The following is a 25,894-nucleotide window of genomic DNA, read 5'->3' as shown; positions in this document are numbered from 1 at the left end:
CGAGAATCGAGGAAAAAAGATGCAAGAAAAGATTTTGGTAACTGGTGGTGCTGGATTTATCGGAACCCACACTGTTATTGAGTTGATCCAAGCAGGTCATCAAGTCGTTGTGGTGGATAATCTTGTCAATAGCAATCGTAAAAGTTTAGAAGTTGTTGAAAGAATCACAGGAGTTGAGATTCCTTTCTATGAGGCAGATATCCGTGATACTAATACTCTCAGAGATATTTTCAAGCAGGAAGAACCGACTGGTGTCATTCACTTTGCTGGTTTGAAGGCTGTTGGCGAATCAACCCGCATCCCTCTTGCCTACTATGACAACAATATCGCAGGAACTGTTAGTCTTTTGAAAGCTATGGAAGAAAATAAATGTAAGAACATCATCTTCAGTTCTTCTGCGACAGTTTACGGAGACCCTCATACAGTTCCAATCTTAGAAGATTTTCCGCTTTCAGTGACCAATCCATACGGTCGTACTAAGCTCATGCTAGAGGAAATTTTGACGGATATCTACAAGGCAGACTCAGAATGGAATGTGGTCTTGCTGCGTTACTTTAATCCAATCGGAGCGCATGAAAGTGGAGACTTGGGAGAAAATCCTAACGGAATTCCAAACAATCTCTTGCCTTATGTTTCACAAGTAGCAGTGGGCAAACTAGAGCAAGTGCAAGTATTTGGAGATGATTACGATACAGAAGATGGAACTGGGGTTCGTGACTATATCCACGTTGTCGATTTAGCTAAAGGTCACGTTGCAGCTTTGAAAAAACTCCAAAAAGGTTCAGGTCTTAACATTTATAACCTTGGAACTGGGAAAGGTTACTCCGTTCTTGAAATTATCCAAAATATGGAAAAAGCAGTGGGACGTCCTATTCCTTACCGCATCGTAGAACGCCGCCCAGGTGATATAGCTGCCTGCTACTCAGACCCAGCAAAAGCCAAAGCAGAGCTCGGATGGGAAGCAGAACTCGACATCACCCAAATGTGTGAAGACGCATGGCGTTGGCAAAGCAAGCATCCAAATGGATTTGAAGACTAAGATGATGATTTCAATCATTGTGCCTTGTTTAAACGAAGAGGAAGTACTTCCTCTTTTTTATCAGTCTGTTGAAGCACTGCTTCCAGAATTGGGAGCAGAGGTCGAATATGTATTTGTAGACGATGGCTCAAGTGATGGGACCTTGGAGCTTTTGAAGGCCTATCGGATGCAAAATCCTGCGGTACGTTATGTCTCATTCTCGCGAAATTTTGGGAAAGAAGCAGCTCTGTATGCAGGCTTGCAGCATGCAACTGGAGACCTGGTGGTCGTGATGGATGCAGACCTTCAGGATCCTCCTAGTATGCTACTTGAGATGAAAGCCTTACTAGACCAAAATGCAGATATAGACTGTGTTGGGACACGGAGAACTAGTCGGGAGGGGGAACCCTTTTTCCGCAGTTTCTGTGCTGACCTCTTTTACCGCCTCATGCAAAAAATTAGCCCAGTGGCCTTGCCCTCAGGTGTCCGTGATTTTCGCATGATGAGAAGGTCTGTGGTAGATGCTATTTTAACACTGACCGAGTCCAATCGTTTTTCTAAAGGACTCTTTGCCTGGGTGGGTTTTAAAACGCACTATCTTGATTATCCAAACGTTGAACGACAGGCTGGCAAGACCAGTTGGAGTTTTAGACAACTCTTTTTCTACTCGATTGAAGGGATTCTTAACTTTTCAGATTTTCCCTTGAGTATAGCCTTTGTAGCGGGACTCCTATCTTGTTTTCTTTCTTTTGTGATGACTGTTTTTGTAGTGTTTCGGACTCTTATCTTGGGAAATCCCACATCTGGTTGGACCTCTTTGATGGCTGTCATTCTTTTTCTTGGAGGGATTCAGCTCCTGACGATTGGGATTCTCGGTAAGTATATCAGTAAGATCTATCTAGAGACCAAAAAAAGACCACTCTATCTCGTCAAAGAAAAAAGTGACCTTTCTATTATTGAAGGAAAAAATAACCAAAAAAGACTATAATTTTACCTAGAAATATGCTAAACTAGTAGGTGTGGGAAAAATGAGAAAAAATCAATTATATTTATTCCCTGATTCCTACGATGGATCTTTTAGAAGTGCTCTTGTAGGACAATTTTTGATGGCCTCCAGAACATCGCTGGTCTCAGCGATTTCTCTTTGCAATTCAACTGGATCATCGTAAAATCGAACGATTCCATTATCATGGTAATCAAAGAGTTCAGAATAGGTTTGGCAAAGCCCGCAGGCGATGCACCGTTCGGGTATAAGTGTGACTTTCATATTTATATTGTAATAAGAAAATGTAAAAAAAACAAGGAGTAAGGTATGGAAAAAGAACCGTGGCAAGAAGATATTTACGAAAACAATGAGGAAGAAACAAGATCAGAGCGTCGACACCGGAAACAAAAAGGGAAAGGCGTTGTTGCGAATCGTGTCTTGACGGTTCTAGCTAGCCTCTTCTTTGTAATTGTTGTAGCGATGGTAGTTGTATTGATTTACCTATCAACCGGAGGAAGCAATCGTACTTCATCTTTGAAGGACTTCTATGATGCATCGTCTCCTTCTACAAGTGCAAGTTCTAAAGTGGAAGCATCATCATCTTCAAGTAGCAAGGTAGAGGAAACAGCTTCTACTGAATCAACACCTTCAGAGAGCAGTTCGGAAGAACATGCGGAGGGTGAAGGAACACTTACAGTACAACCTGGAGAGGGAGAAGCAGCTCTTGCTCAACGTGCAGGGATTTCCATTGCCCAGCTAGAAGCCCTAAATCCTTCTCACATGTCATCTGGATCTTGGTTTGCCAACCCAGGTGATGTGATTAAGACAAGATAGGAGTCGGTCATGAAGACAATTCAAATTGCTATCGATGGTCCAGCTTCGAGTGGTAAGAGTACGGTCGCAAAGATTGTCGCTAAAGATTTTGGTTACACTTATCTCGATACGGGTGCTATGTACCGTGCTGCGACTTATATAGCGCTTAAGCACCAGTTGGATGCAGGAAATGTAGACCAACTTCTTGAGCTTCTTAACCAACACCCCATTAGTTTTGGTCGTTCAGAAACAGGTGAGCAACTTGTTTTTGTAGGAGATGTTGATATTACGCATCCGATTCGTGAAAATGAAGTGACCAACAAGGTTTCAAGCATCGCTGCCATTCCTGAAGTGCGTGAAAAACTGGTTTCGCTCCAGCAAGAGATTGCTCAGCAAGGTGGTATCGTTATGGATGGGCGTGATATCGGGACAGTTGTTTTACCACAAGCTGAACTCAAGATTTTCTTAGTGGCTTCTGTTGAAGAAAGAGCAGAGCGTCGTTACAAGGAAAATATTGCCAAAGGCATTGAGACAGATTTGGAAACGTTGAAAGAAGAGATTGCTGCGCGTGACTACAAGGACAGTCATCGTGAAACCTCACCTCTCAAACAGGCTGAGGATGCAGTTTACCTTGACACAACTGGACTAAGTATCCAAGAAGTGGTTGAAAAAATCGAATCAGAAGCAAAAAAATATATATCCTAGGGACGAGAGGAGCAGGCTGAATGAAGCCTGCTCCTTTTCTCTCTTTTGCGCGCGTTTCAAAACAGCCTTTTTGGGAGAATTTTGATAAAATAGTAGTATCAATAAAAAGGACGGAAGCATGACAAAGAAAATCATAGCCATTTGGGCCCAAGATGAAAAAGGTGTGATTGGGAAGGAAGATCGTCTCCCTTGGCATTTGCCAGCAGAGTTGCAACATTTTAAGGAAACAACTTTAAATCATGCTATACTGATGGGGCGAGTGACCTTTGATGGCATGGGACGTCGTCTGCTTCCAAAACGGCAAACCCTGATTTTAACGCGCAATAGCGAAGAAATCATAGATGGGGCGCTCGTATTTCAAGATGTGGAGTCTGTTTTAGCGTGGTATCAGAGTCAGGAAAAAAATCTCTATATCATTGGCGGAAAGCAGATTTTTCAGGCTTTTGAGCCTTATTTAGATGAAATCATCGTGACGCAGATTCATGCTCAGGTGGAGGGAGATACCTATTTTCCTGAGGAGTTTGACTTGTCTCGTTTTGAGACAGTAGCAAGCAAATCTTACACCCGAGATGAGAAAAACGACTATGATTTTACCATCGAATACCGAGATAGAAAGGAAGTCTAATGGAGCGCAGTATATTTGGATTTTTTACAGCTTTTTTGTGTGTGATCTGTATTTTGACTGGAGCACAGGCTTTTCGTAAGAAGCGCTATGGACTGTCTGCCTTACTCTGGTTAAATGCTTTTACCAATCTGGTAAACAGTGTCCACGCTTTTTATATGACCTTATTTTAGATAGAATGATAAATTAGAATGGAAGGAAATCATGCCTACAAATAGGAAAAATGATATGATGGTTTATTGCTCATTTTGTGGCAAGAGCCAAGAAGAAGTAAAGAAAATAATCGCTGGGAACAACGCCTTTATCTGTAATGAATGTGTGGAATTGGCCCAGGAAATCATTCGGGAGGAGTTGGCCGAGGAAGTTTTGGCAGACTTGTCTGAAGTACCAAAACCAATCGAACTCCTCAATATCTTAAACCACTATGTGATTGGTCAAGATCGTGCCAAACGTGCCTTGGCAGTGGCTGTATACAATCACTATAAACGCATTAATTTCCACGATACGCGTGAAGAGTCAGAAGATGTGGATTTGCAGAAGTCAAATATCCTGATGATTGGTCCAACTGGTTCAGGGAAAACTTTCTTGGCTCAGACTTTGGCTAAGAGCTTGAACGTGCCTTTTGCTATTGCAGATGCGACAGCTCTGACTGAGGCTGGGTATGTGGGTGAGGATGTGGAAAATATCCTCCTCAAACTCCTGCAGGCTGCTGACTTTAACATCGAACGTGCAGAGCGTGGGATTATTTACGTGGATGAAATTGACAAGATTGCCAAGAAGAGCGAGAATGTGTCTATCACACGTGATGTTTCGGGTGAAGGAGTGCAACAAGCTCTCCTCAAGATTATCGAGGGAACCGTTGCTAGCGTACCGCCTCAAGGTGGACGCAAACATCCACAACAAGAGATGATTCAAGTAGATACCAAAAATATCCTCTTCATCGTGGGTGGTGCCTTTGATGGCATCGAAGAAATAGTTAAACAACGTCTGGGAGAAAAAGTCATCGGTTTTGGCCAAAATAACAAGGCGATTGACGAAAACAGCTCCTACATGCAAGAAATCATCGCAGAAGATATTCAAAAATTTGGGATTATCCCTGAGTTGATTGGACGCTTGCCTGTCTTTGCTGCTCTTGAGCAATTGACGGTCGATGACTTGGTTCGCATCTTGAAAGAGCCAAGAAATGCCTTGGTGAAACAATACCAAACCTTGCTTTCTTATGATGATGTTGAGTTGGAATTTGAAGATGAAGCCCTTCAAGAAATCGCCAATAAGGCTATCGAACGCAAAACTGGTGCGCGTGGTCTTCGGTCTATTATCGAAGAAACCATGCTAGATGTTATGTTTGAAGTACCGAGTCAGGAAAATGTGAAATTGGTCCGCATCACAAAAGAAGCTGTTGATGGAACGGAAAAACCCATTCTAGAAACAGCCTAGAGGTGACTATGGAAATCAATACACACAATGCTGAAATCCTGCTCAGTGCGGCAAACAAGTCCCACTATCCGCAGGATGAACTGCCAGAGATTGCCCTTGCAGGGCGTTCAAATGTCGGCAAGTCTAGCTTTATCAACACCATGTTGAACCGCAAAAATCTTGCTCGTACATCAGGAAAACCTGGGAAGACCCAGTTACTCAACTTCTTCAACATTGATGACAAGATGCGTTTTGTGGATGTACCAGGTTATGGCTATGCCCGCGTTTCTAAAAAGGAACGTGAAAAATGGGGGCGCATGATTGAGGAGTACCTCACAACTCGTGAAAATCTCCGTGCGGTGGTCAGTCTGGTTGACCTCCGCCATGACCCATCAGCAGATGATGTGCAGATGTACGAATTTCTCAAGTATTATGAGATTCCGGTTATCATCGTTGCGACCAAGGCGGACAAGATTCCTCGTGGTAAGTGGAATAAGCACGAATCAGCAATCAAAAAGAAATTAAACTTTGACCCAAGTGACGACTTCATCCTCTTTTCATCTGTCAGCAAGGCAGGGATGGATCAGGCTTGGGATGCAATATTAGAAAAATTGTGAGGGAAAGAAATGGCAAAAACAATTCATACAGATAAGGCACCAAAGGCTATCGGACCTTATGTTCAAGGGAAAATCGTTGGCAATCTTTTGTTTGCTAGCGGTCAAGTTCCTCTGTCTCCTGAAACTGGGGAAATCGTTGGAGAAACGATTCAAGAACAGACCGAACAAGTTTTGAAAAACATCGGTGCTATTTTGGCTGAAGCGGGGACAGACTTTGACCACGTTGTCAAAACAACTTGCTTCTTGAGCGATATGAACGATTTTGTTCCTTTTAACGAGGTTTACCAGACCGCTTTTAAAGAGGAATTTCCAGCTCGTTCAGCTGTAGAGGTTGCACGTCTTCCTCGTGATGTAAAAGTCGAAATTGAAGTAATCGCAGAGATTGGATAAGCTAGTTGAAGTTTGGCTCTGCCAAACTTTTTTTAATATAAGGAGAGATAGATGACAAAGAAACAACTTCACTTGGTGATTGTGACAGGGATGAGTGGCGCAGGGAAAACGGTAGCCATTCAGTCCTTCGAAGATTTGGGATATTTCACTATTGACAATATGCCACCAGCCCTCTTGCCAAAGTTCTTGCAGTTGGTTGAGACCAAGGATGATGACCATAAGTTAGCACTAGTGGTGGACATGCGTAGCCGTTCCTTCTTTTCAGAGATTCAGGCAGTTTTGGATGAATTGGAAAACCAAGACGATTTGGACTTCAAAATCCTCTTTTTAGACGCAGCAGATAAGGAATTGGTGGCACGCTATAAGGAAACGAGAAGAAGTCACCCTCTAGCAGCAGATGGTCGAATTTTAGATGGCATCAAGCTGGAACGTGAACTCTTAGCACCTTTGAAAAATATGAGTCAAAATGTGGTGGATACGACAGAACTCACTCCGCGTGAACTTCGTAAAACCATTGCAGAGCAATTTTCAGACCAAGAACAAGCCCAGTCTTTCCGTATCGAAGTCATGTCTTTTGGATTCAAGTATGGTATCCCTATTGATGCAGACTTGGTCTTTGATGTCCGTTTCTTGCCAAATCCATACTACCTCCCTGAACTCCGTAATCAGACAGGTGAGGATCAAGCAGTTTATGACTATGTGATGAATCATGAAGAGTCTGAAAGTTTCTATCAGCACTTACTCGCCTTGATTGAACCCATTTTGCCAAGTTACAAAAAAGAAGGCAAGTCCGTCTTGACCATTGCAGTAGGATGTACAGGTGGGCAGCACCGTAGTGTTGCCTTTGCCAAACGAATCGCAGAGGACCTTGCTAAAAATTGGCCTGTCAATGAAAGCCATCGTGACAAAGACAGAAGAAAGGAAACGGTAAACCGTTCATGAGAAAACCAAAGATAACGGTGATTGGTGGAGGAACGGGTATCCCCGTCATTTTGAAAAGTTTGCGAGAAAAGGATGTTGATATCGCAGCCATCGTAACGGTAGCTGATGATGGTGGCTCTTCTGGTGAACTAAGAAAGAATATCCAACAGCTGACACCACCAGGTGATCTTCGTAATGTTCTGGTGGCTATGTCGGATATGCCTAAGTTTTATGAGAAGGTTTTTCAGTACCGTTTTTCAGAAGACGCTGGTGCTTTTGCGGGTCATCCTCTAGGAAATATCATTATAGCAGGGCTTTCTGAAATGCAAGGGTCCACTTATAATGCCATGCAGCTGCTAAGTCTCTTTTTCCACACAACAGGAAAAATTTATCCATCAAGCGATCAGCCTTTGACCTTGCATGCAGTCTTTAAAGATGGTTCAGAAGTGGCGGGTGAGAGCCACATTGCAGATCATCCAGGCATGATCGACCATGTCTATGTGACCAATACCTTGGATGATGAAACACCCCAAGCCAGCCGTCGAGTAGTCAATACTATTCTCGAGAGTGACATGATCGTCTTGGGGCCTGGTTCACTCTTTACATCAATTTTGCCAAATATTGTCATTGAGGAGATTGGGCAAGCACTCTTGGAAACCAAGGCGGAAATCGCCTATGTCTGCAATATCATGACTCAGCGTGGGGAAACAGAGCACTTTTCAGACAGTGACCACGTGGAAGTCCTCCATCGCCATCTAGGTCGGCCTTTTATTGATACAGTCTTGGTCAATATTGAGAAGGTTCCTAGAGAATACATGGATACCAACCGTTTCGATGAATATTTGGTTCAGGTAGAGCATGACTTTGCTGGTCTTTGCAAGCAGGTTCCTCGTGTGATTTCATCCAACTTCCTTCGTTTGGAAAATGGAGGTGCCTTCCATGATGGCGATTTGATTGTAGATGAATTGATGCGCATTATACAGGTGAGAAAATGAGTTTTACAGTCGCAGTAAAAGAGGAAATTCTTGGTCAACACCATCTCAGCCGTCATGAATTGTCTGCTATTATCAAGATGTCTGGCAGTATCGGTCTCTCGACTTCAGGCTTGACCTTGTCAGTTGTAACTGAAAATGCTAAGTTAGCTCGGCACCTTTATGAGTCCTTTCTCCATTTTTATGAGATTAAGTCTGAGATTCGACACCATCAGAGAAGCAATCTTCGTAAGAATCGTGTCTATACGGTCTATACAGATGAGAGGGTGCAGGAGCTTTTAGCTGATTTGCGGCTTGCGGATTCCTTCTTTGGTTTGGAGACGGGTATTGATCCCGATATCTTAGCAGATGAGGAGGCTGGACGTGCTTACTTATGTGGAGCCTTTCTGGCAAATGGTAGCATCCGAGATCCTGAGTCTGGCAAGTACCAGTTGGAGATTAGTTCTGTTTATCTGGACCATGCCCAAGGACTGGCCTCTCTCCTTCAGCAGTTTTTGCTGGACGCCAAGGTTATTGAGCGCAAGAAAGGTGCAGTTACCTATCTCCAACGTGCAGAAGACATCATGGATTTTTTGATCGTGATTGGGGCCATGCTGGCGCGTGATAATTTTGAGCGCGTCAAGATTTTGCGTGAAACCCGTAATGATCTCAATCGAGCCAATAACGCTGAAACAGCCAATATCGCTCGAACGGTTTCTGCTAGTATGAAGACTATCAACAATATCAGTAAAATCAAAGATAGAATGGGTTTGGAAAATTTACCCGTGGATTTGCAAGAGGTGGCTCAGTTGCGAATCCAGCACCCAGATTACTCTATCCAGCAGTTGGCAGATAGCCTGAGCAATCCCCTAACCAAAAGTGGCGTCAACCACAGACTCCGAAAAATAAACAAGATTGCAGATGAATTATAAAACCACGGATTATTCAATCCGTGGTTGTTTTCTTATAAACTTGTTGAGTGTTTTGGTTGCACTTTTTGGTCAGGGTCGATGTAGTTGATGGCATTGTTAATAGCAGTTGGTGCTTCTCCAAGTCCTGTGGCAATCAAGTCAATCTTTCCTTCGTAGTAGCAGCAGTCTCCGATAGCGTAAATACCCGCTTGGCTGGATTCTTGCTTGCTATTGACGATAATCTTGTGTCGGTTGAGATCCAGACCCCATTTTTTTAGATTTCCGACAGATGATTTAAAACCATAGTTGACAAAGAGATGGTCTACTTCGATAGTTTCGGCTTCATCTGATTTGACTTTGGTGATTTCTAGTTTGTCGAGTGTTTTTCCATCTCCGAGAAGTTGGCTAGGGACGAACGGTGTTTTAATGGTTACAGACGATTCTTGCAGGGCTTGCACACTATGTTCCAAGGCGCGGAAATTATCTCTGCGGTGAACGAGAGTAGTTGGGGCAATCTTTTCAAAAGCTAGAGCCCAGTCCACAGCTGAGTCTCCCCCACCAAGGATGGTTACTTTCTTGCCAGCGTATTGTTGGATATTGGAAACGTGGTAGTGGATATTTTCATAGTCTTCAACGTTCTCCAATTCGAGCGGACGCGGTTTAAAGGCGCCACCACCCATGGCAATGATAACTGTTTTAGTCAGGTGGCTACCTTTAGAGGTTGTAATGGCAAAGCCTTCTTCTTGTTTTTCAATCTCAAGAACGGTTTCGTTGAGATGAATAGGAGTATCAAAGCCGTTTAGCTGTTCAATCAAGCGATTGGTTAACTCTTCTCCAGTTAGATTTGGAAAACCTGGCACATCAAGGATTTGCTTTTCAGGGTAGAGGATGGCAGGCTGACCACCGAGCTGGGGAAGAGAGTCGATGATTTGGACTTTGGCTTGGCGTAGGTGGGCGTAAAAGGCAGCAAAGAGGCCGACAGGACCGCCACCTACAATGGTAATATCATAGAGTTGAGACATGATTTCTCCTTCGTTTTTTCTAGTCAGTTTATTTTATCATAATTTTGCTTAATTTAAAATGAGGTAGGATAGGGAAAAAATGGGCAAAAAATGGTATAATGATGAGTAAAGTGTTTTGACAGGGAGGAGGCCAAGGATGAATTTTCAACAATTATCCAATTTACAATACTGGACGAGTTTGTTTTCAAGTCCTTGGAGTATAGTCACCAATCTGATTGATATTCTCATTGTGACTTATATTTTATATCATTTTACTAAAGCTATTGCAGGCACCAAGATTATGATATTGGTCCGTGGAGTCTTAGTTTTTATTCTAGCCCAGATTCTTTCCAATATGATTGGTTTAACAACTATTTCCTGGTTGATCAATCAGATCATCACCTACGGGGTGATTGCAGCAGTGGTTATCTTTTCACCAGAGATTCGGACTGGTTTGGAGCGATTGGGTCGGGCTACTGATTTCTTTTCCAATGCCCCTATCAGTGCGGAAGAGCAAATGGTTCGTGCATTTGTGAAATCAGTTGAATACATGAGTCCTCGTAAGATTGGGGCGCTTGTAGTGGTTCAGCGAGTAAGAACCTTGCAGGAATACATCTCGACAGGGATTCCTTTAGATGCTAAAATTTCGGCTGAATTGCTTATCAATATTTTTATTCCCAATACTCCCTTGCATGATGGTGCTGTCATTATCAAGGAAGACCGGATTGCCGTCACTTCAGCCTATCTACCCCTGACCGAAGATACCGGGATTTCCAAGGAGTTTGGAACGCGTCACAGGGCGGCGATTGGTTTGTCGGAAGTGTCAGATGCTCTTACCTTTGTGGTTTCGGAAGAAACGGGTGGAATCTCAATCACCTATAATGGAGTCTTTAAGCATGATTTGACCTTGGAAGAGTTTGAATCGGAGTTAAGAAGAATCTTACTTCCAAAATCAGAGAAAAAGCAAGGTCTGAAAGAGCGCTTGCTAGGAGGATTGAAACATGAGAAAAAATAGTCTATACATCATTTCTTCCTTCTTTTTCGCCTGCATTCTCTTTATCTATGCAACATTGACAAACTATCAGAATAGCAACAGTGCCAGACAGGTGCGGACGGAGACTTATACAAACACAGTTCTTAATGTCCCAATTGATATTCAGTATGACAGTGATCAGTATTTTATCAGTGGTTTTACATCTGAGGTGACGGTCTTTCTAACAGGCTCAAACAGAGTTGCTTTAGCGAGTGAGATGCAGGAAAGTACCCGCAAATTTAAGGTGACGGCTGATCTTTCTGATGCTAGTGTAGGAACCATCGAAGTTCCTCTGACTATTGAAAATTTACCGAGTGGTTTGACGGCTGTTGCGACACCGCAAAAGATAACAGTGAAGGTTGGTAAAAAAGCAAAACGAGACAATGTCATTGTTGTGCCGGAGATTGATCCTAGTCAGATTGATTCTCGCGTGAAAATCGATACAGTTACTGTATCAGATGAAAAAGTAACGGTTATTAGTGATGAGGAAACCCTCTCCAAAGTAGATCGTGTCATTGCCATCTTACCGACGAGTGAACGGATAACTAGAAACTACTCGTCCTCTGTTCCTCTACAAGCAGTCGATAAAAATGGAAATGTCTTACCAAGCGTCATTATGCCGTTTGACACAACTATGAAAATTACAACAAAAACAGTATCGTCTAGCTCGAGTTCTTCGTCAACGACCTCGTCAACGGGCTCTTCAACCAGCAGTTCGTCTTCAACGAGTTCAGAAACGAAACCAGACTCGTCTAAACAGGACTAAACAAAATAGTAGAAAAGGATGATAAATAAAATGGGTAAATATTTTGGGACCGATGGAGTCCGTGGAGAAGCAAACGTAGAACTGACGCCAGAATTGGCCTTTAAACTGGGACGTTTTGGTGGTTATGTTCTTAGCCAACACGAAACAGAAGCCCCTAAAGTCTTTGTAGGACGTGATACACGCATCTCAGGAGAAATGCTAGAATCTGCCTTAGTGGCAGGTCTCCTCTCTGTAGGGATTCACGTCTACAAACTCGGTGTCCTTGCAACACCAGCAGTAGCTTACTTGGTTAAAACTGAGGGAGCCAGTGCAGGTGTCATGATTTCCGCTAGTCACAACCCAGCCCTTGATAATGGAATTAAATTCTTTGGTGGGGACGGCTTCAAACTTGATGATGAAAAAGAAGCAGAAATCGAAGCCTTGTTGGATGCTACAGAAGACACCCTTCCTCGTCCAAGTGCCGAAGGCTTGGGAACCTTAGTGGACTATCCAGAAGGTTTACGTAAGTATGAAGGCTACCTTGTTTCAACTGGAACTCCTCTTGAAGGAATGAAAGTGGCCTTGGATACAGCCAACGGTGCAGCGTCTACGAGTGCTCGTCAAATCTTTGCAGACCTTGGGGCTCAAATAACTGTTATTGGGGAGACACCAGATGGTCTGAATATCAACTTGAATGTGGGTTCTACACATCCAGAAGCTCTTCAAGAAGTGGTCAAAGAAAGCCAGTCAGCTATTGGTTTGGCCTTTGACGGAGATAGTGACCGTTTGATTGCTGTTGATGAAAATGGTGACATCGTCGATGGTGATAAGATCATGTACATCATCGGAAAATATCTTTCTGAAAAAGGCCAGTTGGCTCAAAACACCATCGTGACAACCGTTATGTCTAACCTTGGCTTCCATAAGGCCTTGGAGAGTGCCGGTATTAACAAGGCAGTGACTGCTGTTGGTGACCGCTATGTCGTTGAAGAAATGAGAAAATCAGGCTACAATCTTGGTGGTGAACAGTCTGGTCACGTTATCTTAATGGATTACAATACAACTGGTGATGGTCAATTATCAGCTGTCCAATTGACTAAAATCATGAAAGAAACAGGCAAGAGCTTGTCTCAACTGGCATCAGAAGTGACGATTTACCCACAAAAACTGGTCAATATCCGAGTGAAAAATGCCATGAAAGAAAAGGCTATGGAAGTACCAGCCATCAAGACAATCATCGAAAAGATGGAAGAAGAAATGGCAGGGAACGGTCGTATCCTTGTCCGCCCAAGTGGAACAGAACCCCTCTTGCGTGTCATGGCAGAAGCCCCAACAACAGAAGAAGTTAACTACTACGTAGATACGATTGCTGCTGTTGTTAAAGATGAAATTGGAATTGACTAAAGCCTAGAAAACTAGATGAAATGATAAAAATGTGGTACAATTGCATAGTAAATTGTAGCAATGGGAGAGAAAAATGAATCTTAAACGAGAACAAGAATTTGTTAGCCAGTATCACTTTGATGCTCGTAACTTTGAATGGGAAAATGAAAATGGAGCTCCTGAAACCAAGGTAGACGTGAACTTTCAGTTACTCCAACATGACCAAGAAAACCAAGTGACTTCTTTAGTCGTTATCTTGAGCTTTATGATTGTCTTTGACAAATTTGTCATCAGCGGAACAATTTCCCAAGTGAACCATGTGGAAGGTCGTATTGTCAACGAACCAAGCGAATTTAACCAAGAAGAAGTCGAAACCTTGGCACGTCCATGTTTGAACATGCTCAATCGTTTGACGTATGAAGTAACAGAAATTGCCTTGGATCTTCCAGGGATCAATTTGGAGTTTTAGTCATGAAATTAGCTGTCATTACAGATTCTTCAGCCTATTTAGAGGAGAAGACGCTGCAAAGAGAGAATCTATTTATCTTGGATATTCCTGTCAATATTGATGGGGAAGAGTATGTCGAAGGTGTCAATCTGACTGCTGAGGAATTTTATCAAAAAATGGCTCAGTCTGGAGAATTGCCTAAAACTAGTCAACCAAGTATTGCCAAATTGGATGAGATTCTAAGTTCCTTGAAAGATGAAGGCTATACCCATGTCTTGGGACTCTTTCTTTCGTCAGGAATTTCAGGCTTTTATCAGAACATCCAATACATGTTGGATGAATATGATGGCTTGACCATTGCCTTTCCAGATACCCATATCACAAGTTCCCCTCTAGGATTTATGGTGGAGAGTGCCTTTGAATGGGCAGAACAAGGCGATGATTTTGCTCAGATTCAGGAGAAATTAGCTCTTCAAATTGCTGATAATTCAGCCTTTATCATAGTAGATGACCTCGATCACTTGGTTAAAGGAGGACGTTTGTCAAATGGGGCAGCCATCTTAGGGAATCTCCTCAGTATCAAGCCTATTCTTTACTTTAATGACCAAGGAGTGATTGAAGTTTACGAAAAAGTTCGTACAGAAAAGAAAGCAATCAAACGTTTGGTGGAAATCATCAAGGAGTTGACAAAAGATGGGGACTACCGTATAACAGTCATTCATGGGAACGCTCCTCAAAAGGCAGCGGATTTACGTCAGCTTTTGATGGAGAGTGGTGTGACTGCTGAAATTCCAATTGAAACCTTTGGTAGTGTTATTGGGACCCACCTTGGAGAAGGTAGTATCGCCTTGAGCTATACACCAATCGTCTAAATTGTTCTTACAGGCTTTGTATCTTAGCAATTGAACACGGCCTACCTGCCTCTTGAAAAAAGATGCCTGTCTTGCCTTTCGTAGAAAGTCAGCGCCATTCCCTATTTTTCATGGGCAGCTAACGTCCTTTGTATCTTAGTCAGGAGTAGAGATGAGTATTCGAGTAATTATTGCCGGTTTTAAGGGAAAGATGGGCCAAGCTGCTTGTCAGATGGTCTTGTCAGATCCAGACTTGGACTTGGTCGCAGTTTTGGATCCTTTTGAGTCTGAGTCAGAGTGGCAGGGGATTCCTGTCTTTAATGATAAGGCTGACTTGGCTGGTTTTGAAGCGGATGTCTGGGTGGATTTTACTACACCAGCCGTTGCTTACGAAAATACGCGTTTTGCCCTTGAAAATGGCTTTGCTCCTGTCGTAGGAACAACTGGATTCACTAGTGAAGAAATTGCAGAATTAAAAGCATTTTCCCGTGAACAAGATTTGGGTGGCTTGATTGCCCCTAACTTTGCCTTGGGCGCTGTCTTGCTCATGCAATTTGCGGCGCAGGCTGCCAAATATTTCCCAAATGTGGAGATTATCGAGCTCCATCATGACAAGAAAAAAGATGCTCCAAGTGGAACAGCTATTAAAACGGCTGAGTTGATGGCGGAAGTGCGTGAGTCGATCCAGCAAGGTGCGCCTGACGAGGAAGAATTGATTGCTGGTGCCCGTGGTGCTGACTTTGATGGCATGCGGATCCACTCAGTCCGTCTACCAGGTTTGGTAGCTCATCAGGAAGTTATCTTTGGCAATCAGGGAGAAGGATTGACCATTCGTCATGACTCCTATGATCGTAGCTCCTTCATGACAGGGGTCAATTTGGGAATCAAAGAAGTTGTCAAGCGTCATGAGCTTGTCTATGGATTAGAACACTTATTATGAGATTAACGCAAATGCCTTCTGAATTTCAGAAGGCTTTACCAGTATTAGAAAAAATTAAAGAAGCAGGCTTTGAGGCCTATTTTGTTGGGGGCTCTGTTCGAGATGCCCTCCTCAATCGTCCTATCCACGATGTGGATATTGCGACTTCTTCCTATCCAGAGGAGACCAAGCAGATTTTTCCGCGAACAGCCGATATCGGAATCGAGCACGGAACTGTCTTGGTTTTAGATGGGGATGAAGAGTATGAGGTAACCACCTTTCGAACTGAAGATGTCTATGTGGACTATCGCAGACCCAGTGCGGTTTCCTTTGTGCGTTCGCTAGAAGAAGACCTCAAACGTCGTGATTTCACAGTTAATGCCTTTGCCTTGGATGAGACAGGTGAAATCATTGACTTGTTTCATGGTTTAGAGGATTTGGAAAACCAAGTCTTGCGAGCAGTTGGAGTGGCTAGTGAGCGTTTCAACGAAGATGCTCTGCGGATTATGCGTGGTTTCCGTTTTCAGGCCAGTCTCGGTTTTAAACTTGAGTCAGAAACTTTTGAGGCGATGAAGACTTTGACGCCACTCTTGGAGAAAATTTCTGTAGAGCGCACCTTCGTTGAGTTTGATAAACTCTTGCTGGCACCTTTTTGGCGAGTTGGTCTGTCTTCCATGATTGAGAGTCGAGCTTATGACTATCTTCCAGACATGGTAGGGAGTCAGGACAAGCTCAACAGACTGTTTGATTTGGAGGCGGATTTCACTTTTGAATCTTCCGAACAAGCTTGGGCGGCTCTATTGTGGGCTTTAGAGATTAAAGATGCGCAGCCATTTTTGAAAGCTTGGAAGACCTCACGCCAGTTTGCCAAGCAGGTTCAGGATTTACTGACTATTTTGGCTTTGCGAGAAGAAGGAGAGCTGAGCAAGCGTGATTGTTACCGCTTTGACTTGCATTCCCTTCTACAAGCTGAAAGTCTTCGTCAGGCCCAAGGGAAAGAAGTCAACCCACAAGCCATCACAGAAACTTACCATAGTTTGACCATTCATGATAAGAAAGAAATGCAAATCAACGGTGGTATTCTGATCAAAGAATATGGCTATCAGCCAGGTCCAGACTTGGGAGAGATTTTAACAGAGATTGAGTTTGCCATTGTCGATGGAGAGTTGAAAAATGATCGTCAAGCTATCCATGCTTACCTGAGGGAGAAAAAATGAGTGATTTTATCGTTGAAAAACTAAGCAAATCCGTTGGTGACAAGACCGTTTTTAAGGATATTTCCTTTATCATCCATGACTTTGACAGAATCGGTCTAATTGGTGTCAATGGGACTGGTAAGACCACTCTGTTAGATGTTCTTTCTGGTGTTTCTGGCTTTGATGGGGATGTCAGTCCCTTTTCGGCTAAGAATGACTATAAGATTGGCTACTTGACACAGGATCCTGATTTTGATGATAGCAAGACGGTCTTGGATACGGTTCTATCCAGCGACCTCAAGGAAATCCAGCTCATTCGTGAGTATGAGTTGATCATGCTCAACTACAGTGAGGACAAGCAAGCTCGTTTGGAACGGGTCATGGCAGAAATGGACTCTCTCCAAGCCTGGGAAATTGAAAGCCAGGTCAAGACAGTCCTCAGCAAGCTGGGTATTCAGGACTTGTCGACTCCAGTTGGGGAATTGTCAGGCGGTCTGAGAAGACGGGTTCAGTTGGCGCAAGTTCTCCTAGGAAACCACGACCTCTTGCTTCTGGACGAGCCGACCAACCACCTGGACATTGCGACTATTGAGTGGCTGACTCTTTTTTTGAAAAATTCCAAGAAGACAGTTCTCTTTATCACCCACGATCGTTATTTCCTAGATGCACTATCAACGCGGATTTTCGAGTTGGACCGAGCAGGCTTGACCGAGTATCAGGGAAATTACCAGGACTATGTTCGCCTCAAGGCTGAACAAGATGAGCGTGACGCTGCCCTTCTCCACAAGAAAGAACAACTCTACAAACAAGAACTGGCCTGGATGCGTAGACAACCGCAAGCGCGTGCGACCAAGCAGCAGGCTCGTATCAATCGTTTCCATGACTTGAAAAAGGAAGTTTCAGGTGGCGTTGCTGATACAGACTTGACCATGAACTTTGAAACTAGCCGTATTGGTAAGAAGGTCATCGAGTTTCAGAATGTTTCCTTCGCCTATGAAAACAAGCCCATTTTGCAAGATTTTAATTTCTTGGTGCAAGCCAAAGACCGTATCGGAATCGTTGGAGATAATGGTGTGGGGAAATCAACCCTACTCAACTTGATTGCAGGAAGTCTTGAGCCGACTAAAGGCCAAGTTATCATCGGTGAGACGGTTCGCATCGCCTATTTCTCTCAACAAATTGAAGGTTTGGATGAAAGCAAACGGGTTATCAACTACCTACAGGAAGTAGCAGAAGAGGTTAAGACCAGTGGTGGTTCTACGACTTCCATTGCAGAGTTGCTAGAGCAGTTCCTCTTCCCACGTTCGACGCATGGAACCCTGATTGAGAAATTGTCTGGTGGAGAGAAAAAACGCCTTTATCTCCTCAAATTGCTTTTGGAAAAACCAAATGTTCTTCTTTTGGACGAGCCGACCAATGACCTAGATATTGCGACTTTGACAGTCTTGGAGAATTTCTTGCAGGGCTTTGTGGGTCCTGTATTGACAGTTAGCCACGACCGTTATTTCCTGGATAAGGTAGCGACCAAGATTCTCGCCTTTGAGAATGGAAGCATCCGTACTTTCTTTGGCCATTACACAGACTATCTTGATGAAAAAGTCTTTGAAACAGAGATGGCCAATCAAGTGCAAAAGGCTGAAAAAGAAAAAGTGGTCAAGGTCCGTGAAGACAAGAAACGCATGACCTACCAAGAAAAGCAGGAGTGGGCAAGCATTGAAGGCGATATTGAAGCCTTGGAAAATCGTATCGCTGCTATTGAAGAAGAAATGCAGGCAAATGGCTCTGACTTTGGTAAGCTGGCTACTCTCCAAAAAGAACTGGATGAGAAAAACGAAGCACTCCTTGAAAAATACGAACGTTATGAATATTTAAGTGAGTTGGCATGATGGAAGAAAAAGTCATTAAACGTAGTCCCAAGAAAATCATTTGGAATGCCTTGTTTGGCCTAGCTTCGGTGCTTTTCTTCTTGTTACCTCTCTATTATCTCCATTCGTATTCGGAAAAGGGGACGGGACTTCATACGATAAGTCTTTTGTTAATGCTGCTTGTACTTTTTTGCGCTGGAGTAGTTGTTTATCAGACATACAGGTTGTTAAGCTCCGATAAGGAATATTTGAGATGTACTGTCGAGGGGTTTTACTACAAACAAAATCCAAAGAAACCTAGTCATTTCTACGCTTGGGCAGATGTAGAGGACTTTTCCTTCTCTCGGATTCGAGGGAAGTATAGGGATTCTTATCGGATTGAAGTCTATTTTAAAAACAAGGAAAATGTGAAATCCCAATTCTTTCTAGCTCTGTTGAAGAGAAGGATTCTCCCTTTTCATCAGTCAGCAGATTTAATTATCCCGATCTTTCTACTAGATGTAGGACTTCCTGAAAGGGTCTATGATGCCATGAAGTACTATGAAAGAGAATGGCGTATCGAACAAAATCGTCAAGCAAGAAAAGAGGCAAAACAAGCTTCGAAAAGCAAATCTTCCAAACCGTCATAGTCCGTCTTTGCTTAAAGTGGAATAATCAAAAAGGCCCTATCCACTGGATAGGGTCATTGTTTGTCTTCTTTTTTAGTTTCCTGATGGAAGATGTTTTGCCAAGTTTCATGGCGACGCCAGATACTGGTATGGACGATACCATCTAGCTCATAGCAAATGAGTTTGGTTTTCTGACTAATGGAGGTAATCTGAATGTCCTTAATCGCAGCACTAAGTTCTTTTTCAGACTTATAAGCCTCTTTATCCATCTGCTCTCCATCTTGACGGATATAGAGAAAGTCCTCAGCAAGGAGTTCTTCTAGCTGATTTCCTTGGTCAATCAATTGCTCACGCATGAGCAGTTTTTTATAGACATTGTCTAAAATCTCGTCCTCAGGTATGGGAGCTGGCTCGATATGGACATCGGTATCAAAGACTCCAAAACGCTCTTCCAGCATGGACTCGACCTGGTCCGCAATCTCATGACTTTCATAGACTGATAGGTCAGGATTCATTTCCAGGGTGATATCAAGGTAGATATTGCTACCGTAGGTCCGCCCTCTTTGGGACTTGACCTTACTAATCTTTGGAATCTCCATGATGGCCTTTTGGTAGTCCTCTAGCAGACGGTCATCAAAACCATCTGAAAGACTGAAGGAAGACTCGATAAAGATATCATAGGCTGTTTTTAAGATAAAGAAGGTGATGATGATAGCGACCAATTTATCCACGATAGGGTAATTGAAACTGCTGGCTAAGATAGCAATGGAAGTCCCAAGCGAGGTGACAGCATCGGAAAGATTGTCCTTAGCAGCTGCTTTGAGAGCCTTGGATTTGGATTTCTTACTGAGGCGTGTATTGTAGAGATAGACCACAAACATAATCGCTGCAGAAATGATTCCTAGAGTTGCACCCAGAGGATCAATGGGTGTTTGTTCCCGACTAAGGATTTTCTGAATGGTGTCCCGAAGTACATCAAAACCAACATAGAACATGATGATGGAAGTAATCAAGCTAGCCAAATCTTCAATCTTCCAGTGACCAAAGCTATGGTCACGGTCTGCAGGTTGGCGGGCCATCCGAATCCCAATCAAGAGAGCAACATTTCCAATAATATCGGATACGTTGTTGAAACCATCTGCCACCAAACTGGAAGAATGCAGGAGGTGACCAGTTGCCAATTTTGCTGCAGACAAGAGGAGGTAGGTTGAAATGCTGATAATGGCTCCACGTTCTGCCAATTTGAGATTTGACATGGATTGGTTCATCGGGCTTCCTTTCTAGTCATATAGTATTCTACCATTATACTGGTTTTCAAGGGAAAATTCAAATTTAGTCTTGTTTCATCTGATTTAAACCCTTGAAAATTGTTCAAATTTTGATATAATAGTACTACTCAAGGGAGTAGCTGGCAGAAACCTGTGATAGTGTCGTCATTCCGAATTGTATACTGAAAAGTATGTTTTCCGGCACTATCTTAAACAGCGAGACTTGTTATGATTAACAGGTCTCTTTTTGTTTGTCATAAAACTAAAAGAGAACTTGTTTTGCACACAATGTCAAGGAGGAGACACATGTCAAAAGAACAAAAACGCCAAGCGTTTTACACTCAGAGTCCTGAAGAGGTCTTGAAGTCAGTTGAAGCAACTGAACAAGGTCTCTCGTCTAGCGAAGCGCAGAAACGCCTAGCTGAATATGGACGCAATGAACTGGAAGAGGGTGAGAAAAAATCTCTCCTAGTCAAGTTTATTGAGCAATTTAAGGATTTGATGATTATCATCCTAATTGCTGCGGCTATCTTGTCCGTCATAACTTCTGGTGGGGAAGATATCGCAGATGCCATCATTATCCTTGCCGTGGTTATCATCAACGCTGCCTTTGGTGTTTACCAAGAAGGAAAAGCAGAAGAAGCCATCGAAGCCCTCAAGTCTATGTCTAGTCCAGCTGCTCGCGTTATTCGTGATGGGCACATGGCTGAGATTGATTCCAAAGAATTGGTGCCAGGTGATATCGTAGCTCTCGAAGCTGGTGATGTAGTGCCAGCAGACCTACGTTTGCTAGAAGCTAATTCTCTTAAAATCGAAGAAGCAGCTTTAACAGGCGAGTCTGTTCCAGTTGAAAAAGACTTGACAGTCGAGCTCGCTGCAGATGCTGGTATTGGTGACCGTGTCAATATGGCCTTTCAAAACTCAAATGTGACTTATGGTCGTGGTCTTGGTGTTGTTGTCAATACAGGTATGTACACTGAAGTGGGTCATATCGCTGGCATGCTCCAAGATGCGGATGAGACGGATACACCTCTCAAACAAAACTTGAACAACCTTTCTAAGGTCTTGACGTACGCTATCTTGGTCATTGCCCTTGTTACTTTTGTTGTTGGTGTCTTCATTCAAGGAAAAAATCCACTTGGTGAGTTGATGACCTCTGTTGCGCTTGCTGTTGCAGCCATTCCAGAAGGACTCCCAGCTATCGTAACCATCGTTCTTGCCCTTGGTACTCAAGTTTTGGCCAAACGAAACTCTATCGTTCGTAAGTTGCCAGCAGTTGAAACACTTGGTTCAACTGAGATCATCGCTTCTGATAAGACTGGTACGCTTACCATGAACAAGATGACAGTCGAGAAAGTCTTCTATGACGCAGTCCTACATGACTCAGCTGATGACATTGAACTTGGCTTGGACATGCCACTACTTCGTTCAGTTGTCTTGGCCAACGATACCAAGATTGATGCTGAAGGAAACCTGATCGGGGATCCAACGGAAACAGCCTTCATCCAGTATGCCTTGGACAAGGGTTACGATGTTAAAGGATTTTTAGAGCAATATCCTCGTGTAGCTGAGTTACCATTTGACTCAGATCGTAAACTCATGTCAACGGTTCATCCATTACCAGATGGTAAATTCCTCGTAGCAGTCAAGGGGGCTCCAGATCAACTTTTGAAACGTTGTGTTGCTCGTGATAAGGCTGGAGATGTTGCTCCGATTGATGAGAAAGTTAATGACTTAATTCACACAAACAACTCTGAAATGGCTCACCAAGCCTTGCGTGTTCTTGCGGGTGCTTATAAGATTGTAGACAGCATTCCAGAAAACCTGACTTCTGAAGAGCTTGAAAACAACTTGATCTTTACTGGATTGATTGGAATGATTGACCCTGAACGTGCCGAAGCAGCAGAAGCTGTTCGTGTCGCTAAGGAAGCGGGAATCCGTCCAATCATGATCACTGGTGACCACCAAGATACAGCGGAAGCCATTGCCAAACGTTTGGGAATCATCGATGAAAATGACTCGGAAGACCATGTCTTGACTGGTGCTGAACTCAACGAACTTTCAGATGAAGAATTTGAAAAAGTCGTTGGTCAATACTCTGTCTACGCGCGTGTATCTCCAGAACACAAGGTTCGTATCGTCAAGGCTTGGCAAAAACAAGGTAAGGTTGTTGCTATGACAGGTGACGGTGTTAATGATGCGCCAGCTCTGAAAACAGCCGATATCGGTATCGGTATGGGAATCACTGGTACAGAGGTTTCTAAGGGGGCTTCTGACATGATTCTTGCAGATGATAACTTTGCGACCATTATCGTCGCAGTTGAAGAAGGACGCAAGGTCTTCTCAAACATTCAAAAGACTATTCAGTACTTACTTTCTGCCAATACTGCTGAAGTATTAACTATCTTCTTATCAACCTTGTTTGGTTGGGACGTCTTGCAGCCAGTTCATCTTTTGTGGATCAACTTGGTAACGGATACCTTCCCAGCTATCGCTCTTGGTGTTGAACCTGCTGAGCCAGGTGTTATGACCCACAAACCTCGTGGACGTAAGTCAAGCTTCTTCTCAGGTGGTGTTTTGAGTTCTATCATCTATCAAGGTGTACTCCAAGCAGCTATTGTTATGAGTGTTTATGGACTTGCAATTGCTTACCCAGTTCATGTGGGTGACAATCATGCCATTCATGCGGATGCCCTTACTATGGCCTTTGCAACCCTTGGTTTGATTCAACTATTCCATGCCTACAATGTCAAGTCTGTTTACCAATCCATCTTGACAGTTGGCCCATTCAAGTCTAAGACCTTTAACTGGTCCATCTTGGTATCCTTCATCCTTCTGATGGCGACCATCGTTGTAGAACCGCTTGAAGGTATCTTCCACGTAACCAAACTAGACTTATCGCAATGGGGTATTGTTCTAGCTGGAAGCTTCTCAATGATACTTATCGTCGAAATCGTCAAGTTTGTTCAACGTAAACTTGGTCTTGATAAGAATGCGATTTAAAAAGAAAGTCATCTTCGGATGGCTTTTTTTGCATTTGAGGGAAAGGACTAGAAGTCGCTCCCTTTTGTGCTATAATAAAGTAAAGTAGCAAGGAGTGAAAGAGAATGGAAAAGAAAATTGTCCTAGATGCCTTATTTTTGTCGCAGGTCTCAAAACCTGCAAGTCAGGAAGACCTTTATTTGGCTAAGGATTTGCAGGATACCCTGCTGGCCAATCGCGAGACCTGTGTCGGTCTAGCGGCCAATATGATTGGCGTGCAGAAGCGTGTCATTATCTTTAATCTTGGCTTGGTTCCCATGGTCATGTTTAATCCCGTTCTCCTTTCCTATAAAGGACCTTACGAGACAGAGGAAGGGTGTTTGTCCTTGACTGGGGTGCGACCAACAACTCGTTATGAAACGATTACAGTTTCCTATCGTGATAGCAAGTGGCAGGAACAGACCATTACGTTAACAGGTTTTCCAGCTCAGATCTGCCAACATGAACTGGATCATTTGGAAGGACGGATTATTTAGGAGGAAGTCAGATGAAACGCATACTTTTTGAACTTGTTTTTATCGCAGCGACTTGGTATATCTTTTTACCACCCTTCAATCTGACTAGTTGGGAATTCATCTTCTTTCTTTGTGGGCATCTGGTGGTGATGGGAATTTTGTTTAGTTTCCGCAAGGATGCCAATCTCCTCAAAACTGTTCATGTACGTCATGGCAAGGCTGCCAAAGATCTCAATCTAGAAGGATTCCTTTTTACCAAACTTAGTAGAGGATTGTTTCTGGCCGCAGGACTTATCTTTGCCCTTGCTGGTCTGGTAAGCCTAGTAACCTCTAGCTTTTTCCAAGCAAAAAATTATGCTAATGTGGTGTCTATCACAGAAAAAGATTTTAAAGATTTTCCTAAGAGTGATACCAGTAAGGTTCCGATTTTAGATCGTAGTACTGCGGAAAAAATTGGTGATCGTTATCTGGGCTCTCTGACGGACAAGGTCTCCCAGTACGTGGCAGCAGATACTTATACCCAGCTGACAGTTGATGGCAAGCCCTATCGGGTGACACCTTTGGAGTATGCCGACCCGATCAAATGGTTTAATAATCAGTCCAAGGGAATTGGCGAGTATATCAAGGTTGATATGGTGACAGGAAATGCGGAATTGGTGGATTTAAAAACGCCGATGAAGTATTCAGACTCCGAGTATTTTAATCGCGATGTCAAACGTCATCTTCGGATTAAGTACCCAACCAAGATTTTTAAAACGCCCTCCTTTGAGGTGGATGATGAAGGCAATCCCTTCTATGTAGCAACCGTTTATCAAAAGCAGTTTGGTCTAGGAGTCCCGCGTCCTTCATCTGTTATTATCTTAGATGCCACCAATGGAGAAACCAAGGAATACAGCTTGGATGAAGTACCAGAATGGGTGGATCGTGTCTATCCAGCTGAAGAAACCATCGAGCAAATCAACTACAACGGCAAGTATAAAGACGGCTTCTGGAATGCCTTGATTTCTAAGAAAAACGTTACCCAAACGACAGAAGGCTATAACTATCTTTCTATCGGAAATGACATTTATCTCTACACTGGGGTGACTTCAGCCAACGCTGACGAAAGTAATCTAGGATTTATCCTTGAAAATATGCGCACTGGTGAAATCACCAAGTACAATCTAGCTTCAGCAACCGAAGAATCTGCCCGTGCTTCTGCAGAGGGAGCAGTGCAAGAGAAGGCCTACAAGGCTACCTTCCCTATTCTTGTCAATCTCAATGACAAACCGCTCTATATCATGGGCTTGAAGGACAATGCAGGCTTGGTCAAGGAGTATGCATTGGTCGATGCCGTGGAGTACCAAAACGTCATCGTAGCAACTACGGTAGATGAACTCCTCAGCAAGTATGCCAATAAAAATGACCTCGAGTTGGATAATGAAACGGTAGAAAACATCAAGGGTATCGTCTCAGACCTTAAATCAGCTGTCATCAAGGGTGATACCGTCTACTTCTTTAAAGTTGATGGCAAGATTTATAAGGTCAAGGCTTCCGTGTCAGACGACCTTCCTTACCTCGAAAATGGCCAATCCTTCGAAGGTCAAGTTGGAAAAGATAACTATCTCAAGACCTTTAAAGTACAATAATACTCTTCGAAAATCAAATTCAAACTACGTCAGCGTCGCCTTGCCGTACTCAAGTACAGCCTGCGGCTAGCTTCCTAGTTTGC

The 25,894-nt window shown here is 43.3% G+C and carries 26 protein-coding genes; 23 read left to right on the top strand and 3 right to left on the bottom strand.

Annotated elements, in window-relative coordinates:
- The first annotated feature begins 19 nt into the window (after positions 1 to 19).
- Together galE and M1F63_RS06815 are read left to right on the top strand one after the other, a co-directional pair.
- Positions 20 to 1,039: a UDP-glucose 4-epimerase GalE gene (galE, locus tag M1F63_RS06820; protein WP_247941050.1), complete on the top strand. Its 1,020-nt coding sequence runs from the start codon at positions 20 to 22 to the stop codon at positions 1,037 to 1,039.
- Position 1,040: 1 nt separating this feature from the next.
- Positions 1,041 to 2,006, top strand: a complete 966-nt coding sequence (locus M1F63_RS06815) for a glycosyltransferase family 2 protein (protein WP_125837605.1) — start codon at positions 1,041 to 1,043, stop codon at positions 2,004 to 2,006.
- 75 nt (positions 2,007 to 2,081) lie between these two features.
- Here the strand turns inward: M1F63_RS06815 and M1F63_RS06810 are convergent, their stop codons facing one another.
- Positions 2,082 to 2,285: a ferredoxin gene (locus tag M1F63_RS06810; protein WP_002874767.1), complete on the bottom strand. Its 204-nt coding sequence runs from the start codon at positions 2,283 to 2,285 to the stop codon at positions 2,082 to 2,084.
- Between the two features lie 45 nt (positions 2,286 to 2,330).
- Between M1F63_RS06810 and M1F63_RS06805 the strand changes: the two genes are divergently transcribed.
- The 9 genes from M1F63_RS06805 to whiA all read left to right on the top strand — a co-directional run bounded on the left by M1F63_RS06805 (position 2,331) and on the right by whiA (position 9,390).
- Entirely contained in the window at positions 2,331 to 2,837 is a 507-nt protein-coding gene (locus tag M1F63_RS06805; protein ID WP_247941049.1) for an SAG1386/EF1546 family surface-associated protein, read from the top strand.
- A gap of 9 nt (positions 2,838 to 2,846) precedes the next feature.
- Complete coding sequence (cmk, locus tag M1F63_RS06800) at positions 2,847 to 3,521, top strand: (d)CMP kinase (protein WP_247941048.1); 675 nt, start codon at positions 2,847 to 2,849, stop codon at positions 3,519 to 3,521.
- A gap of 118 nt (positions 3,522 to 3,639) precedes the next feature.
- Complete coding sequence (locus tag M1F63_RS06795) at positions 3,640 to 4,146, top strand: dihydrofolate reductase (RefSeq protein WP_084940539.1); 507 nt, start codon at positions 3,640 to 3,642, stop codon at positions 4,144 to 4,146.
- A 201-nt stretch (positions 4,147 to 4,347) separates the two neighbouring features.
- Complete coding sequence (clpX, locus tag M1F63_RS06790; RefSeq protein WP_002879862.1) at positions 4,348 to 5,580, top strand: ATP-dependent Clp protease ATP-binding subunit ClpX; 1,233 nt, start codon at positions 4,348 to 4,350, stop codon at positions 5,578 to 5,580.
- An 8-nt stretch (positions 5,581 to 5,588) separates the two neighbouring features.
- Complete coding sequence (yihA, locus tag M1F63_RS06785) at positions 5,589 to 6,176, top strand: ribosome biogenesis GTP-binding protein YihA/YsxC (protein WP_000405203.1); 588 nt, start codon at positions 5,589 to 5,591, stop codon at positions 6,174 to 6,176.
- Between the two features lie 9 nt (positions 6,177 to 6,185).
- The gene (locus M1F63_RS06780; protein WP_001140420.1) at positions 6,186 to 6,566 is read left to right on the top strand and encodes a RidA family protein; all 381 of its coding nucleotides are present in this window, start codon (positions 6,186 to 6,188) and stop codon (positions 6,564 to 6,566) included.
- A gap of 51 nt (positions 6,567 to 6,617) precedes the next feature.
- The gene (gene rapZ, locus M1F63_RS06775; RefSeq protein WP_000163039.1) at positions 6,618 to 7,508 is read left to right on the top strand and encodes an RNase adapter RapZ; all 891 of its coding nucleotides are present in this window, start codon (positions 6,618 to 6,620) and stop codon (positions 7,506 to 7,508) included.
- Complete coding sequence (locus M1F63_RS06770; RefSeq protein ID WP_001231053.1) at positions 7,505 to 8,482, top strand: YvcK family protein; 978 nt, start codon at positions 7,505 to 7,507, stop codon at positions 8,480 to 8,482. Before rapZ ends, M1F63_RS06770 begins: the two co-directional genes overlap by 4 nt.
- Complete coding sequence (gene whiA / locus M1F63_RS06765) at positions 8,479 to 9,390, top strand: DNA-binding protein WhiA (RefSeq protein WP_038805963.1); 912 nt, start codon at positions 8,479 to 8,481, stop codon at positions 9,388 to 9,390. Before M1F63_RS06770 ends, whiA begins: the two co-directional genes overlap by 4 nt.
- A 32-nt stretch (positions 9,391 to 9,422) precedes the next feature.
- Here the strand turns inward: whiA and M1F63_RS06760 are convergent, their stop codons facing one another.
- Positions 9,423 to 10,391: an NAD(P)/FAD-dependent oxidoreductase gene (locus tag M1F63_RS06760; protein ID WP_038805964.1), complete on the bottom strand. Its 969-nt coding sequence runs from the start codon at positions 10,389 to 10,391 to the stop codon at positions 9,423 to 9,425.
- 136 nt (positions 10,392 to 10,527) lie between these two features.
- Here M1F63_RS06760 and cdaA point away from each other — a divergent pair, with 136 nt between their 5' ends.
- From cdaA to M1F63_RS06715, 9 genes are all read left to right on the top strand, one after another.
- Entirely contained in the window at positions 10,528 to 11,385 is an 858-nt protein-coding gene (gene cdaA / locus M1F63_RS06755; protein WP_001011078.1) for a diadenylate cyclase CdaA, read from the top strand.
- Positions 11,372 to 12,169 (top strand): CdaR family protein, encoded by a 798-nt coding sequence (locus M1F63_RS06750; RefSeq protein ID WP_070696276.1) that lies wholly within the window; start codon positions 11,372 to 11,374, stop codon positions 12,167 to 12,169. Before cdaA ends, M1F63_RS06750 begins: the two co-directional genes overlap by 14 nt.
- A 30-nt stretch (positions 12,170 to 12,199) precedes the next feature.
- Positions 12,200 to 13,552, top strand: a complete 1,353-nt coding sequence (glmM, locus tag M1F63_RS06745) for a phosphoglucosamine mutase (RefSeq protein WP_070696279.1) — start codon at positions 12,200 to 12,202, stop codon at positions 13,550 to 13,552.
- Positions 13,553 to 13,625: 73 nt separating this feature from the next.
- Positions 13,626 to 14,000: a DUF1149 family protein gene (locus M1F63_RS06740; protein ID WP_001050092.1), complete on the top strand. Its 375-nt coding sequence runs from the start codon at positions 13,626 to 13,628 to the stop codon at positions 13,998 to 14,000.
- Positions 14,001 to 14,002: 2 nt separating this feature from the next.
- Positions 14,003 to 14,851, top strand: coding sequence for a DegV family protein (locus M1F63_RS06735; RefSeq protein ID WP_061420530.1), 849 nt, complete (start codon positions 14,003 to 14,005; stop codon positions 14,849 to 14,851).
- A gap of 151 nt (positions 14,852 to 15,002) precedes the next feature.
- Positions 15,003 to 15,770, top strand: coding sequence for a 4-hydroxy-tetrahydrodipicolinate reductase (gene dapB, locus M1F63_RS06730; RefSeq protein ID WP_247941047.1), 768 nt, complete (start codon positions 15,003 to 15,005; stop codon positions 15,768 to 15,770).
- Positions 15,767 to 16,966 (top strand): CCA tRNA nucleotidyltransferase, encoded by a 1,200-nt coding sequence (locus M1F63_RS06725; RefSeq protein ID WP_247941046.1) that lies wholly within the window; start codon positions 15,767 to 15,769, stop codon positions 16,964 to 16,966. Before dapB ends, M1F63_RS06725 begins: the two co-directional genes overlap by 4 nt.
- Complete coding sequence (locus M1F63_RS06720; protein ID WP_247920798.1) at positions 16,963 to 18,831, top strand: ABC-F family ATP-binding cassette domain-containing protein; 1,869 nt, start codon at positions 16,963 to 16,965, stop codon at positions 18,829 to 18,831. The genes M1F63_RS06725 and M1F63_RS06720 overlap by 4 nt, the downstream gene beginning before the upstream one ends.
- A complete protein-coding gene (locus tag M1F63_RS06715) occupies positions 18,828 to 19,439 on the top strand; it encodes a hypothetical protein (protein ID WP_000969658.1) in 612 nt (203 codons plus the stop codon). The genes M1F63_RS06720 and M1F63_RS06715 overlap by 4 nt, the downstream gene beginning before the upstream one ends.
- A 53-nt stretch (positions 19,440 to 19,492) precedes the next feature.
- Here the strand turns inward: M1F63_RS06715 and mntE are convergent, their stop codons facing one another.
- On the bottom strand, positions 19,493 to 20,686 hold the full coding sequence (gene mntE, locus M1F63_RS06710; protein ID WP_001076587.1) for a CDF family manganese efflux transporter MntE: 1,194 nt from the start codon (positions 20,684 to 20,686) through the stop codon (positions 19,493 to 19,495).
- Positions 20,687 to 20,992: 306 nt separating this feature from the next.
- Between mntE and M1F63_RS06705 the strand changes: the two genes are divergently transcribed.
- From M1F63_RS06705 to M1F63_RS06695, 3 genes are all read left to right on the top strand, one after another.
- Entirely contained in the window at positions 20,993 to 23,689 is a 2,697-nt protein-coding gene (locus M1F63_RS06705; RefSeq protein ID WP_049478497.1) for a cation-translocating P-type ATPase, read from the top strand.
- A 104-nt stretch (positions 23,690 to 23,793) separates the two neighbouring features.
- Entirely contained in the window at positions 23,794 to 24,204 is a 411-nt protein-coding gene (locus tag M1F63_RS06700) for a peptide deformylase (RefSeq protein ID WP_247941045.1), read from the top strand.
- A gap of 11 nt (positions 24,205 to 24,215) precedes the next feature.
- Positions 24,216 to 25,811 carry a hypothetical protein gene (locus M1F63_RS06695; protein WP_247941044.1) on the top strand — a complete coding sequence of 532 codons (1,596 nt, stop codon included), beginning with the start codon at positions 24,216 to 24,218 and terminating at the stop codon, positions 25,809 to 25,811.
- Positions 25,812 to 25,894 lie beyond the last annotated feature (83 nt).

It is taken from the genome of Streptococcus oralis (genome assembly GCF_023109155.1).
Classification (GTDB): domain Bacteria; phylum Bacillota; class Bacilli; order Lactobacillales; family Streptococcaceae; genus Streptococcus; species Streptococcus oralis_BZ.
Note: the sequence above shows the minus strand (reverse complement) of the source record. Positions and strands in the feature narration are given on the sequence as shown.

Coding starts and splice junctions, on each gene's coding strand:
- rapZ (WP_000163039.1), top strand. CDS start 6,618: ATGACAAAGAAACAACTTCACTTGGTGATTGTGACAGGGATGAGTGGC.
- dapB (WP_247941047.1), top strand. CDS start 15,003: ATGAGTATTCGAGTAATTATTGCCGGTTTTAAGGGAAAGATGGGCCAA.
- M1F63_RS06815 (WP_125837605.1), top strand. CDS start 1,041: ATGATGATTTCAATCATTGTGCCTTGTTTAAACGAAGAGGAAGTACTT.
- M1F63_RS06780 (WP_001140420.1), top strand. CDS start 6,186: ATGGCAAAAACAATTCATACAGATAAGGCACCAAAGGCTATCGGACCT.
- M1F63_RS06770 (WP_001231053.1), top strand. CDS start 7,505: ATGAGAAAACCAAAGATAACGGTGATTGGTGGAGGAACGGGTATCCCC.
- mntE (WP_001076587.1), bottom strand. CDS start 20,686: ATGAACCAATCCATGTCAAATCTCAAATTGGCAGAACGTGGAGCCATT.
- M1F63_RS06760 (WP_038805964.1), bottom strand. CDS start 10,391: ATGTCTCAACTCTATGATATTACCATTGTAGGTGGCGGTCCTGTCGGC.
- M1F63_RS06695 (WP_247941044.1), top strand. CDS start 24,216: ATGAAACGCATACTTTTTGAACTTGTTTTTATCGCAGCGACTTGGTAT.
- M1F63_RS06735 (WP_061420530.1), top strand. CDS start 14,003: ATGAAATTAGCTGTCATTACAGATTCTTCAGCCTATTTAGAGGAGAAG.
- glmM (WP_070696279.1), top strand. CDS start 12,200: ATGGGTAAATATTTTGGGACCGATGGAGTCCGTGGAGAAGCAAACGTA.
- M1F63_RS06805 (WP_247941049.1), top strand. CDS start 2,331: ATGGAAAAAGAACCGTGGCAAGAAGATATTTACGAAAACAATGAGGAA.
- M1F63_RS06720 (WP_247920798.1), top strand. CDS start 16,963: ATGAGTGATTTTATCGTTGAAAAACTAAGCAAATCCGTTGGTGACAAG.
- cdaA (WP_001011078.1), top strand. CDS start 10,528: ATGAATTTTCAACAATTATCCAATTTACAATACTGGACGAGTTTGTTT.
- cmk (WP_247941048.1), top strand. CDS start 2,847: ATGAAGACAATTCAAATTGCTATCGATGGTCCAGCTTCGAGTGGTAAG.
- M1F63_RS06700 (WP_247941045.1), top strand. CDS start 23,794: ATGGAAAAGAAAATTGTCCTAGATGCCTTATTTTTGTCGCAGGTCTCA.
- M1F63_RS06810 (WP_002874767.1), bottom strand. CDS start 2,285: ATGAAAGTCACACTTATACCCGAACGGTGCATCGCCTGCGGGCTTTGC.
- clpX (WP_002879862.1), top strand. CDS start 4,348: ATGCCTACAAATAGGAAAAATGATATGATGGTTTATTGCTCATTTTGT.
- M1F63_RS06705 (WP_049478497.1), top strand. CDS start 20,993: ATGTCAAAAGAACAAAAACGCCAAGCGTTTTACACTCAGAGTCCTGAA.
- M1F63_RS06740 (WP_001050092.1), top strand. CDS start 13,626: ATGAATCTTAAACGAGAACAAGAATTTGTTAGCCAGTATCACTTTGAT.
- whiA (WP_038805963.1), top strand. CDS start 8,479: ATGAGTTTTACAGTCGCAGTAAAAGAGGAAATTCTTGGTCAACACCAT.
- M1F63_RS06795 (WP_084940539.1), top strand. CDS start 3,640: ATGACAAAGAAAATCATAGCCATTTGGGCCCAAGATGAAAAAGGTGTG.
- M1F63_RS06715 (WP_000969658.1), top strand. CDS start 18,828: ATGATGGAAGAAAAAGTCATTAAACGTAGTCCCAAGAAAATCATTTGG.
- yihA (WP_000405203.1), top strand. CDS start 5,589: ATGGAAATCAATACACACAATGCTGAAATCCTGCTCAGTGCGGCAAAC.
- M1F63_RS06725 (WP_247941046.1), top strand. CDS start 15,767: ATGAGATTAACGCAAATGCCTTCTGAATTTCAGAAGGCTTTACCAGTA.
- galE (WP_247941050.1), top strand. CDS start 20: ATGCAAGAAAAGATTTTGGTAACTGGTGGTGCTGGATTTATCGGAACC.
- M1F63_RS06750 (WP_070696276.1), top strand. CDS start 11,372: ATGAGAAAAAATAGTCTATACATCATTTCTTCCTTCTTTTTCGCCTGC.